Annotated in this window: 12 protein-coding genes, 1 tRNA gene and 1 pseudogene; 4 read left to right on the top strand and 10 right to left on the bottom strand. The window is 68.4% G+C overall.

The annotated features are described in order from the left end of the window. Nucleotides 1-29: 29 nt before the first annotated feature. The 6 genes from ABZ374_RS13965 to ABZ374_RS13940 all read right to left on the bottom strand — a co-directional run bounded on the left by ABZ374_RS13965 (nt 30) and on the right by ABZ374_RS13940 (nt 2905). On the bottom strand, nt 30-242 hold the full coding sequence (locus ABZ374_RS13965; protein WP_360310472.1) for a hypothetical protein: 213 nt from the start codon (nt 240-242) through the stop codon (nt 30-32). Continuing rightward, nucleotides 239-640 carry a hypothetical protein gene (locus ABZ374_RS13960; protein ID WP_360310470.1) on the bottom strand — a complete coding sequence of 134 codons (402 nt, stop codon included), beginning with the start codon at nt 638-640 and terminating at the stop codon, nt 239-241. Before ABZ374_RS13960 ends, ABZ374_RS13965 begins: the two co-directional genes overlap by 4 nt. Further along, nucleotides 637-1017, bottom strand: coding sequence for a hypothetical protein (locus ABZ374_RS13955; protein WP_360310468.1), 381 nt, complete (start codon nt 1015-1017; stop codon nt 637-639). The genes ABZ374_RS13960 and ABZ374_RS13955 overlap by 4 nt, the downstream gene beginning before the upstream one ends. Before the next feature lie 85 nt (nt 1018-1102). Then, nucleotides 1103-1507, bottom strand: a complete 405-nt coding sequence (locus tag ABZ374_RS13950; protein WP_360310466.1) for a hypothetical protein — start codon at nt 1505-1507, stop codon at nt 1103-1105. Beyond that, entirely contained in the window at nt 1504-2352 is an 849-nt protein-coding gene (locus ABZ374_RS13945; protein ID WP_360310464.1) for a hypothetical protein, read from the bottom strand. Before ABZ374_RS13945 ends, ABZ374_RS13950 begins: the two co-directional genes overlap by 4 nt. 61 nt (nt 2353-2413) lie before the next feature. Next, entirely contained in the window at nt 2414-2905 is a 492-nt protein-coding gene (locus tag ABZ374_RS13940; protein WP_360310462.1) for a helix-turn-helix transcriptional regulator, read from the bottom strand. Between the two features lie 214 nt (nt 2906-3119). Between ABZ374_RS13940 and ABZ374_RS13935 the strand changes: the two genes are divergently transcribed. The 4 genes from ABZ374_RS13935 to ABZ374_RS13920 all read left to right on the top strand — a co-directional run bounded on the left by ABZ374_RS13935 (nt 3120) and on the right by ABZ374_RS13920 (nt 5685). Continuing rightward, nucleotides 3120-3674 carry a helix-turn-helix transcriptional regulator gene (locus tag ABZ374_RS13935; protein WP_360310460.1) on the top strand — a complete coding sequence of 185 codons (555 nt, stop codon included), beginning with the start codon at nt 3120-3122 and terminating at the stop codon, nt 3672-3674. A 61-nt stretch (nt 3675-3735) separates the two neighbouring features. Next, nucleotides 3736-3966, top strand: coding sequence for a hypothetical protein (locus ABZ374_RS13930; protein WP_360310458.1), 231 nt, complete (start codon nt 3736-3738; stop codon nt 3964-3966). Nucleotides 3967-4056: 90 nt separating this feature from the next. Then, nucleotides 4057-5634, top strand: a complete 1578-nt coding sequence (locus tag ABZ374_RS13925; protein WP_360310456.1) for a hypothetical protein — start codon at nt 4057-4059, stop codon at nt 5632-5634. After that, nucleotides 5612-5685, top strand: a tRNA-Val gene (locus tag ABZ374_RS13920). The genes ABZ374_RS13925 and ABZ374_RS13920 overlap by 23 nt, the downstream gene beginning before the upstream one ends. Nucleotides 5686-5927: 242 nt before the next feature. Here the strand turns inward: ABZ374_RS13920 and ABZ374_RS13915 are convergent. From ABZ374_RS13915 to ABZ374_RS13900, 4 genes and pseudogenes are all read right to left on the bottom strand, one after another. Then, nucleotides 5928-6128 (bottom strand): annotated as a pseudogene (locus ABZ374_RS13915) (transposase); the annotation flags it as partial. 210 nt (nt 6129-6338) lie between these two features. Further along, nucleotides 6339-7640, bottom strand: a complete 1302-nt coding sequence (locus ABZ374_RS13910; protein WP_360310454.1) for a phosphatase PAP2 family protein — start codon at nt 7638-7640, stop codon at nt 6339-6341. A gap of 811 nt (nt 7641-8451) precedes the next feature. After that, entirely contained in the window at nt 8452-13803 is a 5352-nt protein-coding gene (locus ABZ374_RS13905; RefSeq protein WP_360310452.1) for a hypothetical protein, read from the bottom strand. Then, the gene (locus ABZ374_RS13900) at nt 13800-15209 is read right to left on the bottom strand and encodes an alpha/beta fold hydrolase (RefSeq protein WP_360310450.1); all 1410 of its coding nucleotides are present in this window, start codon (nt 15207-15209) and stop codon (nt 13800-13802) included. The genes ABZ374_RS13905 and ABZ374_RS13900 overlap by 4 nt, the downstream gene beginning before the upstream one ends. Between the last annotated feature and the right edge of the window lie 344 nt (nt 15210-15553).

Genomic DNA, 15553 nt, shown 5'->3' with positions numbered 1-15553 from the left:
GAAGGTGGTGGGCAGGTCGGTGGGTGTCGTCATCGGGTCGTCTCCCCGGTCGTCGTGTCGGTGGTGGTCCTGTGCAGCCACTCGGCGGGCGGCGGTGCGGCCGGGTCGGTCCACCGGCGGTGGTCCTCCTCCGACGCCGCGTCCCACTGGTCCAGGGCGAGCAGGTGCTCGCAGGTCTCCCAGTCCGCGTCGGACCAGGTCGACGGGTCGCCGTGCTCGCGGGCGAACTCGGCGGCGGTCACCGGGCACCACCGGCGGTCTCGTCGCCCGCCGCCACGTCGGCCGCGATTCCCGCGCCCTCGCGGACCATCGCCGCGACCTCCGGCGACACCGGACGGGCGGGCGACTCCAACAGCCGGTCCACCGCCCGCGACATCCACCGCACCGCGAGGAGCATCCCCGCCCGCTGGCCGCCCAGCTTGGTGTCGGCCGCCCGCTCCAGCTCGGCCAGCTCACCGCGCAGCAGCTCGACCAGCACGGCCCGGTCGAGGTCCGCGATCCGCGCCGCCCGCTCCGGGGACGTCAGCATCTGACGGTCCGACAGGAGGACCGCCGCCTCGCGGTACGGGTCCTGGCCGTGGTTGGTCACGAACGCCTTGCTGATCACGTTCGCCGCGTCGCCGATCAGGGAGCCGCTCACCGGGTCACCCCCGCAACCAGCGGCCGGAGGATCGGCGCGTCGTCGGCGGGCCCGCACTCACGGCACCGCGACTGACCCGGCGGAATGTCGTGCACCTCGCCGCACCCCGGGCACCGCGCCCAGTCACGCGGCCTGCGCAGGTGCGCCTGCCGGCGGGCCTCCGCGAACTCCGCGTCGTCGACCGCGACCCGGGCCTCGTGCTCGGCCAACACCTGCTCGACGGTGCGGCCTTCCGCCGCAGCCCGGCGGATTGACCGGATCAAGCTCTCCTCGCGGGCCTGCGTCCAGCCCAACTGCTCGGCGCAGATCGCCCGCCAATCACCGGCGGCCACGTAGCCCGCCAAGTCCTGGCGAACCGACTGGGTAATGTGGGTCATGTCCTGCCACCTCTCTGGATCAACGTCTCTGGTGTGTGGTGGGTCAGCGGGTCGCGCCGTGTCAGCGGTGCGGCCCGCACTTGCGTTAGAAGGGCTGTGCTTCGGCGGGCTCCCACACATCCGGTCGCGGGAGCGGCTTCGGCGGCTCGGCGTAGGCCGGCTCGGGACCGTCCGGAACGGAGGCCGTCCGGCCCGCGATCCGCAGCAGGTTCCGGGTGATCGCCTTGGTCTCGGCGTTGTCGAAGTGGCTCGGCGCGTCGGCCAGCCGCTGAGCCAGCAGCAACCACGCCTCGTCCGCACCGACCTCCCGCAGCCAACGGGCGGCGCACGAGCCGTGCCACCAGGAGCCGTTGACCTTCGTGATCTCCGCGTCGACCTGCGGGACCTCGCGGCAGCCACCGCATGCGGTACCGGCAGGGATCGGATCGAACGCCGCGTCGTAGGGGCCCTTCGAGTACGTCGTCCGCAGGCGGATCTCCGGCGGCCTCACGCAGCACCGCCGACCAGCACGCCCTGCACGTCGTAGTGCCGGCCGATCTCCGACCAGGCCGTGTCGAACAGGTCGATGTCGCGATGCGTGTACACCGACACCTCGCGGTGCACACCGTTGATCGGACGCCGGATCTTCTGCGGGTCCTTCGAGTACCGGGCCCGATAGAGCGCGGCCACGGTCTTGCCCATGCGGGTACGGGCGGACGGCAGATCCGACTCGCGCATCCCCTTGCCGGTCAGGTACTCGTCCGCCGTGATCGTGAAGTCAAGCGGGTCGACCTCAGGTTCCTGGCCCAGCATGCGAGCGGCGATGTGCCGGCTCAGGCTGCGGGCATACGAGGTGTTGCCGTCTATCCGACCGAGGACCTCGATCGCCCGAAGCTGAGCCTCGGCCTCGGCGGCCTTCTCGATCGCGGTTGCCTTCTGCTCGGGCGTCGCCTCCTCCTCCACGTTCAGGAGGTAGGTGCGGACCTGCTTTGCGACTGGCGACTCGGCGAGGAGCTGACCAACGTTGAGAATCGTGCGGCGGGTGAAGACCGCGATGTGCCGGGACGGCGGGAGCGTAAGGTCCTTCTGGGACCCAACGAACGCGGCACGCTCGGCGCCGGTGAGGACGCGGTAGTCGTTGCTCTCCAGCTCGCGTCGGTTGTCCTTGACGAGGCTCTTGATCGCCTCGGTGCCGACCTCGTAGTACGAGGCGACGATTTCGGTGGTGGCGTGCAGGCCGTCCGGCAGGAAGGCCACCGCCTTCACCTTGTCGAGCACGTCGATGCGCTGAATCGTCCGGGCCCGCATGCCGCGGGACTCGGTCATGTCCAGCTCGTCCGGGATGATGGTGCTCAAGACCTGCTCCTTGTACAGAAGGGGTGGTCTCGGCCGGTCCTTCGGGGCCGGCCGGTTTGCGTCAGGCGGCCTTGTTCTTCGGGGCCCTCGCGGCCTGGCGGGGCAAGCCCGTCTTCGGGTCGATCCGGTGCATCGCGATCAGCTCGCGGATGTCGTCGGCCGAGAAGCGCAGGTACTTGCCGACGTAGGTGCAGGGAATGCACCTACGGCCGGCCTTCCGGCGCAGCCACGACTCGAGGATCTGAGTCAGTTCCGCCGCCTGGTGGGGCTTGTAGAGGGCGAGTTCGTTCAGTTCCGGTTGGTCGGGGTCGGTCATGTCGAGCACTGCGCTCGTGGCGTCGGTGCTGGGCACGGGGACTCCTCTGGTCAGGGCGTCGGCCTCGACGCCGAAGTAGTCGGCGAGGGCGCGAAGCGTTTGGGGAGATGCGCCGACCTTTCCGCGCTCGATGCGGGACAGGTGCCCCCGGCTGATTCCGATGGCCCGGGAAAGCTCTGTTTGGCTCAGCTTCCGTGCCCTCCGAAGACCTTCGATCGCGGTTCCGTTGGCTCTCACGCTTAGAAACTAAGCCATTGTGTGTTGTGCTGCAAGGCGTTCCTGTGTGTTCCTGTGTGTCGTGACCTGCTCGTGATCTCGGGTGTGCGGGGCGTACAGAGGTAGCCCAAAGCAGCGCACAGCAGGACGCAGACAACGACAGAAATGCTCAACTGCTGGTCAATTGGCGTGAACCAATGCTGTGCCGTGCCTGGATCTGCGGCAGGATGCACACATGAACATGGACTGGAAGAGGCTGTCGGGCGCGGTGCGCGCAGCCCGTAGTGCACGCGGGCTCGGCCAGGAAGAGTTCGCGGTCCTAGTCGGCATCTCGAAGTCGTCGCTCCAGACGATCGAGCGCGGGCACCCCTTCAAGGGCATCCCGGCGAGCGTCTACAAGATCGAGGCGTACCTCGAGGAGTGGCCCCAGGGCACGGCGGAGCGCATCCTCGCCGGAGGGGACCCGCCGGGTCGGATCGGGGCGGCGAGCATTTCGTCGACCGCCACGACCGGGTCCCCGTCCATCTCGCAACCCCCTCTGCGGGAGCGGGCGTTCGCGGATGGGATGCCGCTCCGGATCGCGCAGGAGTTGACGGAGGGTGAGGTTGTCGACACCGCCGTGCTGGACCTCTCCGGCGAGGGTGGCAATTCGAGTCTCGTGATGATCTTGAAGCGCGACGACGCCGAGAACATTGACCCTGAGCAATTGCGCCGCGACCTGGAGGTATGGAAGCGCGCCAAGCGCGCACTCCACGGGATCACAACGGAAAGTGATGATCAATCAGCGTGAAGTAGTATTTTGATCTTGTGGTGTGTTTCGGTCACATACCGTGCAGTATCCGCCTAGTCTCATGGGTCCCGATGTCGGCGCCAACCGATGGACAACGGGCGGCAGCATGATCCACGTGCGACGCGAAAAGGACATCCCCGGAAACGGGCGGATTCTGTTCGATCGAGAGGGGGAGTCGATCGTCTGGTGGATCCGTAAGGACCTGATCACCGACGATGGAGCGAAAGACCTCGAAGCGCTGCTCAACCTGGTGGCGCGCGAGTACAGGCGTCTGCCCCTCCTGGCAGGCTGAACAGACCACCCCGATGTCGGTAGGGAGTGCCGCCGCCGATCGCGCCCCAGCTCGCGGCGGCCCTACCGGCCCGACTGTTCAGAGGCGCCCATGGGATACGCCGAGAAGCGCGGGAAGATCTACCGCGCCCGGTACAAGAAGCTCGACGGGACTTACGGCACCCTCCCCGACAAGTACGGCACCAAACGGCTGGCCAAGGTCGCGGCCGACGCCGAAGAGGAGCGCATCAAGCAGGCGGGCCTGGCCCACGTGGACCCGCGCGGCGGACTCATGCCGTTCGGAGAGTGGGCCGCCGAATGGATGGGCGCCCAGACCAAACGCCCGGCCACGACCAGCCGCCGACGCTACCTGTTGCGGACCTATCTGCTGCCCCAGTACGAGTACACGCCGATCGGCGGGTTCTCCTGGCCCGAGGTCGTCAAGTGGGCGAAAACCACCGACCCCGCCAGCGAGGTCAGCATCCGCCAAGCCATCTCCCTGCTCTCGACGATCCTCACCGCGGCCATCGACGAGAAGAAGATCAAGACCAATCCGATCTTCCGGCGCCGCTGGGACGGCCACGCCCAACCGGCCGACGCGACCCCGCGGGTGTGGGCCCATCCTGCGGAGGTCGTGCAGATCTCCGAGCGCATGCAGACCGAGGCCGAGGAACTCATGGTTCTGGTGGCTCAGTTCACCGGCATGCGGTACGGCGAGATCTGCGCGGTCCACCGCACCAACTGCCTTGTGGAGGAGACCCTCCGCGTGAACCACCGCAGTCACACCTTCCGCGTCATCCGCATCGACCCCAAGACGGGTGCGTGGCACGAGGACACCGAGGAGAAGGAGGAGGGGGGCGAGCGGGTGGTCACCTACCTTGGGCCGCCGAAGAACGCGTCGTCGGCACGGGTTGTTTTCATGCCGCCGTTCCTGGTCGAGCGGTTGGAACGACACCTCGTGAGTTGGCCGCACGAGTTCGTGTTCTCCACCCCCTCCGGCACGAAGTGGCTGCGCACCAACTGGAACGAGCGACTCGCGCCGGCCGCGGACGGCCGCCCGGGCGTCCCCGCCAAGGAGATGCCGCCCACCAAGTGGCAGGTCATCGCCGCCGACATCCTGGGCCAGGTCGAGCGCGGAACCCTGCGGCCTCACGAAGTGACCCCGACCCTGGTCGAGCAGGCGCGGGCATACGAGGCCGGGCGCGCGACCGTTCAGAAGGCGGTGAACTGGCTTGCGGCGCAGGGGGTGTTGGACACCTCGGGCCGTCGGACGATCGTCGCGGCCGGGCCGGCTCACCCCGGAGCACCCGTAACGGTGGTGCCCGAGGTCGAGTCGTGGGAACCGATCGCGCCGGGGTGGCGGCTGCACGGTGGGCGGCACTGGGTCAAGAGCGCCATGGAGGACGGCGACGAACTCGGTGCGCTGCCGGTGGTGTTCCAGCGCCGTCAGCTCGGGCACGAGTTCAAGGGGATTGACGGTCGCTACACTCACATCATGTTGCAGTCGATCAAGCGCTTTACGGCGCTGATGCAGCGACACTGGGAGGAGGGAATTTCTCCCACCGATTGGGCCGCTCAAGATCGTCTCCCAGATTTCTCCCAGCGGGTCGAAATCACGGGGTCGGGGGCGCGGCGAATGAAGCTGGTTCGCAGGTCAGGGGCTACGGGGGCGCATAGCTCAGTTGGTTAGAGCACTGCTCTTACAAAGCAGGGGTCGACAGTTCGAGTCTGTCTGTGCCCACCCGATACGAAGCCCAGGTCAGCCTGCTGACCTGGGCTTATCGCTGTCCGTGACGGTGAGTCCGCCCGTTGGAGGACCGCCCGGAAGGCCGTGCGTGCGCGGATATCCCAATGCGGTTCCCCGTCAGCGCAGGTGGCACATCGAAGTTCGGCTGGTCCTCGGGCCCAGTTCCAGCCGGGGCGGTCCTCGTTCCTCGATGTCCAGGCTGCAGAAGCCCGGCGGGAACGGCAAAGCCAGGTGCACCGGACCGCCTCCGCCGCCTGCCGGTCCGACAGGCCGAGCAGGAACTGCAGCACGCAGACGGTGGCCAGTCGGGCGGGTGAGAGCCCGGGGCGCCCGGCGCGCGGATACCGGCGCGCGAAGTCCTCGTCGCACCACAGTCCGTCCAGTCGGTCGCTGGCCCGCATCGCCGTGGTGCCGGCCGGGTTGCTCGTCCGTGCGATCTGCGCGGTCGAAGACGGGACTTGCCCACCCGAACGGGGACGGAGCGAAACGGACACCTCGGCAGCCGCATCGATCTACGAAACGGCCCCGAGTATGCCTGCCGATCATGCTCGCGCACCGGGAACACCAAGTCCCGTCAGAGTCACGTTCCGTGGCCGTGAAACAACCGCTGCACACGGTCGGTGGTGACGTGACCGGGCGCACGGCGATCACGCCGGTTGGAGTTGCGGTTCCAGCTGCTCCGCCGGCGCGGCCTTCGGGTCCCACACATTGGTGGTCCGCACATAGGCGTAGATAACCGAGGCCATCGCCAGAATAAGCAGTGGTCCAAATGCCCACGGATAGCGTGCCATCTCCATCGGCAGATAGCGGTACGATACCAAGAGCATTGTGAAAACCGTCGCGCCGTAGATGACCAGGCAAATTCCTTGCCAGTCCCAGCCGCGGTTCAGCGAGCGCATTCCAGTCTCGATTGTGAGCGCAAAGACCACACCGGCCACGAGGTCCACGCCGTAGTGGTAGCCGAATCCCAGCGTGGCCGCGAGCGTGGCAATCAGCCAGAACGTTCCTGCGAATCGGATAAACCGCGAGCCCTTGCGAGAGTGAACGAAAATTATGGTAGCCCACGCTGTGTGCAGGCTGGGCATGCAGTTGCGAGGGGTGATTTCGTCGAACTGCATCGAGACTGGCGTACTGATCGACGGCGGCGTGTTCGGCCACAGGTCGGTCACTGCCCAGGGCCCGCCGTCGGGGCCGTAGGCGAAGACCGGTCCGACCACCGGGAAGATCATGTAGATGCTCGGCCCGAGCAGGCCGATGGCCAGGAAGGTGCGCACCAGGTGATGGCCCGGGAAGCGGCGCTCGACCACTACGTGTCGCAGTTGGTACAGCGCAACGATGGCCGCTGCCAGGGGAAGCTGACCATAGACGGTGCCGAGGACATGGGAGCTGATCGGGTCGGTGGCCGCGACCATCCGGCCGGCCAGCCACGACGGGTCACTCAGCGCGTGATCGGCAGTCGCCACGTACTGGTCGAGCACAGCCGGGCGGGTCTCCGACGTGATGAGCAGCCAGGTGGCGCCGGTTTTGTGGCCTGCCACCAGCAGCAGTCCCAGTCCGGCGCCCTTCAGCATCAGGACGCGTTCCCCGCCGGTGCGGCGCGTGAGAGCAAAGACCGCACAGCCAAAAATCACCCACAACGCGCCGTTGCCGTAGTTCATTCTGGCGTCGACCACCCACCGCACCAGCCAGAAGGCGATGTCGATGCCGATTGCCGCACCCACCGCAATAAACCGTTGCCGCCAGGTGAGCACCACCATCATCAACGTCAAACCGGCATACAGCAGCTGTCCCGAACGGGGAGCAAATATCAGCTCGCGCCCCTGGCTGGTGATCGGCCCCGGTAGACCGTAGCGACGTGCGAAAATCTCCATGGTGATGAGAAATCCGAGGACCGCCACTCCGACGGCGCCGCACCGAATCGCCTGCGGCCGGCGCCGCACGGCGACCATGGTTCTGCGACTTATTCGCGAAAATATTCGCGATATTATGAATGTCAATTACTTGGCCAATTTATTAGAGTTTAGTAACATATCGAAATCCACCAGTGCACTGCAGCCGTGCTCCATTATCGCGGGCGCGGCTTGCCCAGGTTCTCGGGGGCGTTCGGCGCACGTCGGTTGCAGGCCCCTGGCTGTTCATCACGTTGTTGCGCTTCGCCGATCACGCGGTGACGGGTGGTGCCGCTCAGTCCCCGAACCACCGGCGGTGGGGTGGATGGCGGCGCTGGAACGATGTCACGCCTCGCGCACCGGGGCCAGGGCGACGTCGAGCCTGAGAGGGGTGGGAACCTGGTTGGCCCCGAAGTCGCCATGAGTTGATCCTGTGGTGATTTGTCGCAGTTCGACGGACTACGTGAGGCCCGGGCTACAGCATTCCTCTGTGGCACCTCCCGTCACCACCCCATCGGCACTTGCAAAGCAGGGGTTGGCGGTTCGAGTCTGTCTGTGCCCACCCTGGTTGACCTGCGTGTTTATCTGGTTCGGGCATCCATCCGACCAGATGGATGCTCGTTTTGATTCCGGCCGGGCCGGATTGGGGCCGAAATAGTGCAGTGCCTGCACTATCCGGCTGCCGCCACATCACCGTGTGAAGGCGTAGAGCTGCTCTGGGCCGGCCGGGACGGGCGGGGTGCGTTTTGTGGCGGGTGGGGCTTTTGGGGTGCGAGGGCAGCGGGGCGTCGGAAATCGACGGTTGTGCCCCGTTCGGGATCTGGTGGTTGCCGGCTGCGATGGCTGTGGCGCGCGGTCGGGTGGGCCGATGTCAGGGGTTGATGATGTCGACGAGTTCTGCTGCGGCTTCGAGGTCGGGGCGGCCGTGGTGGAGGGCGCGTAGGCGGATTGCGTGGGCTCGGCGTTGGAGGTCGTCGGCGTGTTCGGCGGCGTACATCGCGCAGGCGCGGGCCTCGTCGGGGGAGCCGTCGGCGAGGGCCAGGACGGCGGTGAGGACTGCGGCGTTGGCGTCGTGGTTCTCCAGGACGGGTGGGCAGGCCGCGAGCACGGCTGTCATCCAGGGCACGTCGGCGTGTTCGATGGCGTCCAGGGCATGGTTGGCCGCGACGGACGGGTCGGTGAGCAGGGCGAGTACGTCTGCCGCGGCCATGTGTTCGCTGAGGTCGAGGATGGCCCGGTGTCGGCGTGAGTCGACGGTGTCGCCGGCTGCGGTGAGGAGTTGCCGGACCGCCGGGGTGTGCAGCTCGTCGGCATGCTCGGCGAGGAAGCGGATCGAGTCGTCCCAAGTCGGCGTGTCGAGCCAGGCCTTCACGACCGCTCGGCGTTCGTTGTCGTCGCGACTTTCGGCCAGGAACGTGGCGACACCGAGTCGTGCGATGGCGTCGAATGTCTCGGCCAGGCGGCCGAGCGCGGCGTGTCCCGGGTACAGGGACTGCGCCGCGTCGAGGTCGGTTCTGCCGGCCGCCGTCCGAAGCCAGGTGGAGTTTTGCGTGACGAACGCCTCGACGCCGGCCCAGGTCTCGATCTCGGCCCATGCCTCCAGGAGGGCGGCGCATTCGTCGTCCGGATGGAATACCGCCCAGGCCGGTAGCCGCTCGTCCCGGCTTTTGCCGAGCAGCACCACATCGCGGATCGCCCGTCGTGTCAGTCCCAGGCGATGTGACGATCCTTCATAGGTTTCAGCCGCTGCTTGGACCAGTTGATCCGTTGCCTCGGAAGATCTGTCGCTGTCCATCAGATATCGGGCGTAGCGGGTGCGCAGTTCGGCCATGGCGATCGGGGTTGGCCTCAGGTCGTCCAAGACGCCCAGCCAGGTTGCTTTCGTCAGGCCGGCATCCGTCTGCAGGAGCGAAAAGTTCTCGAGGGACATGGCGAGGTCGGGGAGGAAGGCTGCGGGGTCGTCCCGGGCGAGTGCGCGGTGGTGGTCGACGGCCTCGGTGATCGAGGTGAGCGCCGCGTTCGGGTCTCCGGCGTCGGACTGGCGGCTTGAGAGGTTGTTGAGGGACATCGCGAGGTCGGGGAGGAAGGCTGCGGGGTCGTCCTGGGCGAGTGCGCGGTGGTGGTCGACGGCCTCGGTGATCGAGGTGAGCGCCGCGTCCGGGCTTCCATTCTCGGACTGGCAGTTCGCGAGGTTTGTGAGGGACATGGCGAGGTCGGGGAGGAAGGTTGTGGGGTCGTCTTGGGCGAGTGTGCGGTGGAGGTCGACGGCTTCGGTGATCGAGATGAGGGCTGCTTTTTGGTTTCCGGTTTGGGACTGCTGGACCGAGAGGTTGTTGAGGGACGTGGCGAGGTGGGGGAGGAAGGTCGCGAGGTCGTCCTGGACGAGTGCGCGGTAGTGGTCGACAACCTCGGTGATCAAGGTGAGGGCTGCTTTTTGGTTTCCGGTTTGGGACTGCTGGACCGAGAGGTTGTTGAGGCACATGGCGAGGCGGGGGCGGAAGGTCGCGGGGTCGTCTTGAGCGAGTGTGCGGTAGTGGTGGACCGCTTCTGTGCTTGAGGTGAGTGCCGCGTGACCGTTCCCGGTCTTGAACCGGCAGTTCGAGAGGTTGGTGAGGGATGTGGCCAGGTGGGGGAGGAAGGTCTCCGGGTTGGCGTCGGTGAGCGTGCGGTAGTGGTCGACGGCTTCGGTGCTGGAGGTGAGTGCCGCGTGCCGGTCCCCGGTCTTGATTTGGCAGGTCGAGAGGGTGTTGAGGGAGGCGGCGAGGTCGGAGAGGAAGGTGGCGGGGTCCGCCTGCGCGAGCGGGCGTTGCAGTCGGACGGCTTCGGTGCTCGAGACGAGTGCCGCGTCCCGGTTCCCGGTCGCCGACTGGTGGTTCGAGAGGTTGGTGAGGGACGTGGCGAGGCGGGGGAGGAAGGCTGTGGGGTCGGCTTTGGCGAGTGTGCGGTAGTGCTCGACGGCTTCCGTGCTTGAGGTGCGGGCCGCCTCTCGGTTCCCCGTTCGCGACTGCTGGACCGAGAGGGTGTTGAGGGAGGAGGCGAGGTCGGGGAGGAAGGCTGCGGGGCCGTCCTGGGCGAGTTCCCGGTAGTGGCCGACGGCCTCGGTGATCGAGGTCAGTGCCGCGTTCGGGTTCCCGGTCTCCGACTGGCAGTTCGCGAGGTTGTCGAGGGACGCGGCGAGGTCGGGGAGGAAGGCTGCGGGGTCGTCCTGGGCGAGTGTGCGGTAGTGGTCGACGCCCTCGGTGACCGAGGCAAGTGCCGCGTGCCGGTCCCCGGTTGCGCGTTGGCGGCTCGAGAGAGTGTTGAGGGAGGCGGCGAGGGAGGGGAGGAAGGTTGCGGCATCGGCCTGGGCGAGTGCCCGGAAGTGGTCGACGGCCTCGGTGGCCGAGGCAAGTGCCGCGTTTCGATCACCGGTTACGCGCAGGTGGTTCGAGAGATTGTTGAGGGACATGGCGAGGTCGGGGAGGAATGCCGCAGCGTTCGTCTGTGCGAGTGTGCGTCGGAGCTGGACGGCTTCGACGATCGAGATGAGTGCCGCGTCCCGTTTCCCGCTCTCGGATTGCCGGTTCGAGAGGTTGTTGAGGGACGCGGCGAGGTCGGGGAGGAAGGCTGCGGGGTCGGCGTTGGCGAGTGTGCGGTAGTGGTCGACGGCTTCGGTGCTTGCGGTGAGCGCCCCGTTTCGGTCCCCGGTTGCGTCCCGGGAGATCGAGAGGTTGTTGAGGGCGGCGGCGAGGCCGGAGAGGAAGGTTGCGGGGTCGGCGTTGGCGAGTGTGCGGTAGTGGTCGACGGCTTCGGTGCTTGCGGTGAGCGCCCCGTTTCGGTCCCCGGTTGCGCCCCGGCAGGTCGAGAGGTTGTTGAGGGCGGCGGCGAGGCCGGAGAGGAAGGTTGCGGCATCGGCCCGGGCGAGTACTCGGTAGTGGTTGACGGCCTCGGCACCCGAGCTGAGCGCGGCCTTCCGGTTCCCGGTCTCCGACTGGCGGTTCGAGAGGCCGTTGAGGGCTCCGGCCAGGCCGGGGAGGAAGGTTGCCGGGTTCGCCTGGGCCAGTGCGCGGTAGTGGTCCACGCCTTCGGTGGCGGAGAGCAGCGCCGCATTGTGCTCACCGATGTCCGCTTGTCGCGGGCTGAGGCGTGTCAGTTGCGCGGCGAGTGCTTCCGTTGGCGTCGCATTGTCGTTTCGTAAGTCCGTCAGGCGGCGTACCTCGACATCGTGCGCGAGGTGGACCAGGCCGGTGTGAGCCTCCGGCAGGGCACGGGCGAGTTCGTCGAGCCAGGTTGGTGTCCTGGGTCGGCGGACCGCGAGTTCCAAGGTGGCGAGGGCGGCGCCGCCCTGTGCGGAGGCGACCGGCAGGACCGCCTCCCATCGGTTTGCGCCTGCATCGATCCAGGTGAGGAGACGGGAGTTGGCGGTTTCGGGGTCTGCGGCTGCGGCGCGGTTGAAGTGGAGGAGGGTCTGATGCAGTGGGTCGGGTTCGAGGCCGTTCAGGACACGTTCGAGAAGGGCGGGGTCGTCCGCGAGCCGCTGGATGGTGAGGTGGTCGCCGATCGGGTCGGGGCGTACCACCAGGGGTTCGCCGACGCCGGGGCGTAGGCAGGTGGTCAGGGTGGTGCGTACCTCCTCCCGCCATCGGCCGTCGTCCGACAGTTCCTCGACCGCGCGGAGCGCCGCGTGGGCCTGGGCGTCGGTGGTGGGTGCGCGCAGGGTCAGGCAGGCCGCCGCCCGGGCCAGGACGGCGGTGGGGGCTTTGCGGGTGCCGGTGAGGTCCTGGTGGGTCTGGGCCCAGTAGCGGCGTTCGTGGTCGAGTACCTCGTCGTACAGGTCGCCGCGTGTGGCGGGCAGTGGGCCCTCGCGGCGGGCGGCGAGCAGGCCGAGTAGTACGTAGTCGAGGGTGGACCACCGGTCGGGTACCAGTGCGTCGAGTGTCGTGTCCTGCGGCGTTGCGCCCGGATCCCGCTGCGCGGCGTAGGCGTCCATGGCGCTGCGGAACAGCCTGCTGCGGGCGGGGTGTTCGGAGGGCAGGCGGAGGCGGAGTTCGTCGCAGAGTTGTCCCCTGCGGGTCCAGGAGGCGCGGAGGTCGTCGAGCCAGTCGCCTTCGACGGAGCGGGCGGTCATCACGACGGCCGCAGGGGCGCCGCGTCGTAGGCCGAGGATGCGCAGGAGTTCGCGGGTGCGGTCGGAGGCGGCGTCGGCGTAGTCGACGACGATCAGGGTGGGGGTGACGACGGCGCCGAGCCAGTCGAGGGGTTCGTCGCTCTTGAGGTAGCCGGTGTACCAGTCGTGGCGGGTGCGCATGCGCTGGGCGAGTTCGAGGGCGAGGCGGGTTTTGCCGGCGCCGCCGGGGCCGTGCACGACCGCGATGCCGGTGCGGCGGCCGGCGGCGACGGTGTGGCACCAGTCCGCGAGCACGGTGAGTTCGTCCCGGGCCTCGAAGGGCACGATGCCGTAGTCCGCGCGCAGGAGTTGCATCGGCGTGCGGGCGGCTTCGGGGACCGTGTCCAGGCTGATGTACGGCTCGCGCAGCGGGTCCCCGGCCGGGCGGCTGGTGGTGGGGTGGACGCTTTGGGCGCGCCATAGGTGCTTGACGTCAACGCCGACGCGCCATGCCCAGGACGCGGTGCCGGCTTCGTCGGGGAAGGGCGTGTAGTGGGTGGCGGAGCGCGCCGCCTCGTCGAAGTCGGCGTTCAGGCCGCGGGTGGCGGCGGTGGGCAGGCCCCGGGCGATCCCGACCGGGTCCACGAGCACGAGCGGGGGCCGGCGGCCCGAGGGCGAGGGACGGGTGAGCCCGCCCCACGCGGAGGGCGGGCTGTGCCACACGCCCGAGGGCTCCACGGGGTGGGGGGCGTCGCGGACCCACACGCCGAGCAGCGCGTGGGACGCGCCTCCGCTCGTGGAGTCGACGAGCACGACGATCGGGTGCAGGCCGGCCTTGAGGCAGGCCCCCGCCATGACCAGGGCGAGGTCGAGGCAGGTGCCGCGACCGGGGCTCCACAGGACTTCGCCGGGTTCGCGGATCACCTGGCGGCCGGAGTCGGTGGTGGGTTCTTCGTGGTCGTAGAGGATGCCGTGTGCGGCCAACGCCTCGTAGACCGCCCGAAGGTGGGCGATGGGGCTGTTCAGGAGCGCTTTGGGAGGCAGTTCGCGGACCAGGCCCGCGACCTCGTCGGGTACGACGTATCGGGCCAGTGCGGCGTCGTCGCCGATGAGGCTCCAGGTGGGCCAATCGCTCACGGGGCGACCACCGCGACCAGGTCGCGGGCGGTCAGGTCGCCGGCACCCGGGACGGCTTCGGCATCCACAGTGATCTCGTACACCCCCACCGGCTGCCCGGCGAATTCGCCCACGTACGCACCCGCGGTCGAGTCCGCCGTCAAGCACATCTCGATTTCCGGCGTGCCCGGCGGGGCATCGGCGGGCCGCAGGGTCGCCCACACCTCCACATCGGCCGGGGGACCGGCAGGCGCGTCCTCGCCGCGAATGGCGACCTGGACCGACAGCGGGCTGCGTTCGGCGTGGACGTCGTCGATGTCCAGGCCCAGCGTCGTCTTGTGGCGGTCGCCTCGGACAGCGTCCAGCGGGCGCCTTTCCGCGTAGGGCACGAGCATCGGTGCGACCCACGCGGCGGCGGACATCGGTCCGTGCTTCTCGGCGACGCGCATCGCGATCGTGTTGTGGCCGCTCATCTCCCACGGCACCGCCGAGCACGCGGGGACGGTGCCGTCGCCGAGTTCGTCCTCGCGGCCGGCCAGGTCCAGCCAGGTCGGCTGCTCGCCCGTGATCCGCAGGGCCTTTCCGTCCCAGTGGGCGACCCCGTCGGTGGCGTGGCTCCACCCGACCCGGGGCACCATTTCCGTCGTGCGTGGCAACACGTCCCATGCCTTCTTGATGTCTGCGTGCGTCCGTGCGCCGGTCTCGGCCCGCGAGCGCAACCATTCGATCGGTAAGTCCTTCGGGTACAGGGATATTTGAGCCGAGTCATCCCACACCGCCGGGTACTGGGGGAGGAGTTCGGCGATCGACGGCCATCGGGTGAGGGCTCCCTTCGGGCCGCCGATGCCGGGCCGGAGCGGGATGCCGTTGACCATCCAGCGGAGAGCCGTGGGCGCACCGCGATGGGGTGTACCGAGGGTGACCAGGGACCGGCACACCCGCCGGCCCTCCAACGGACCGAGCCAGTAGCGGGCCACCAGCCCACCCATCGAGTGCGCCACCACCACGACGCGTCCCGCCCGTTCCTTCTCGCTGCAATCCTTGAGCCGGTCGTGGACGTCGGCGGCCAGGCGGTGTGCGGCTTCGACGACGCTCAGCCGGAAGTCGTAGGGGAACAACACGACATCGGCGGCGAGGTTGCGGGTATCGGGGTGTCCGCAGTCCACGACGGCGCCCGCACCCACCTCCTTGATCAGCCGCTCATAGCCGTGGACCGGCGTCCAGCCGAGCAATCGCTTCGACGTGATCAACCCGACCGGTCGCAGCGCGATGTCGGGATCGAGCCGGCCGGGACGCAGGAACGACGCCGCGATGTCCCCCAATCCCGCGTCCCACACCCGCCGACCCGGCCGCTTGCCGGACGGCGGTTCCTCCAGAACACTCCCCCCGATGCCCGGCAACACGTACACCAACTGCCGACGACCCATGCCCGTCCCCCTTCGCTACAGCCACACGACAAACCGCCGGATCGCCCGGAACCGGTTCATTGCTGGCCACACCGTAGAATCCCCGCTCTCGCCTCCGCCGGGAATCGCACACATCGCAAGATGCTCTTCACCGGTTCGCGAGCTCGGGCAGGCGTTTCGCGGGGGCGGATCATCAACACGCCAGTGGAAGAACGGTGTTCGGCCGCAACAGGCGGCGGCCATGCTCGACGGCGACCGCAACCGCGCCTTTACCGCGTTCGGCCCCATCAACGTCAGCGTCCACAGGGTGTCCCTCGCCCTCACGCCGGGCAACGCCGGGCAGGCTGTCGAGGCGCCTGCGGTGT

Origin of the sequence: Embleya sp. NPDC005971 (assembly GCF_040629175.1) — a bacterium.
Lineage (GTDB): Bacteria > Actinomycetota > Actinomycetes > Streptomycetales > Streptomycetaceae > Embleya.
This window is presented reverse-complemented; position numbering and strand designations above follow the sequence as displayed.

What these genes read in the sequence shown, in the direction of transcription:
- ABZ374_RS13900 (WP_360310450.1), bottom strand. Translation starts at nt 15,209, where the DNA reads ATGGGTCGTCGGCAGTTGGTGTACGTGTTGCCGGGCATCGGGGGGAGT.
- ABZ374_RS13935 (WP_360310460.1), top strand. Translation starts at nt 3,120, where the DNA reads ATGAACATGGACTGGAAGAGGCTGTCGGGCGCGGTGCGCGCAGCCCGT.
- ABZ374_RS13925 (WP_360310456.1), top strand. Translation starts at nt 4,057, where the DNA reads ATGGGATACGCCGAGAAGCGCGGGAAGATCTACCGCGCCCGGTACAAG.
- ABZ374_RS13910 (WP_360310454.1), bottom strand. Translation starts at nt 7,640, where the DNA reads ATGGTCGCCGTGCGGCGCCGGCCGCAGGCGATTCGGTGCGGCGCCGTC.
- ABZ374_RS13930 (WP_360310458.1), top strand. Translation starts at nt 3,736, where the DNA reads ATGGGTCCCGATGTCGGCGCCAACCGATGGACAACGGGCGGCAGCATG.
- ABZ374_RS13955 (WP_360310468.1), bottom strand. Translation starts at nt 1,017, where the DNA reads ATGACCCACATTACCCAGTCGGTTCGCCAGGACTTGGCGGGCTACGTG.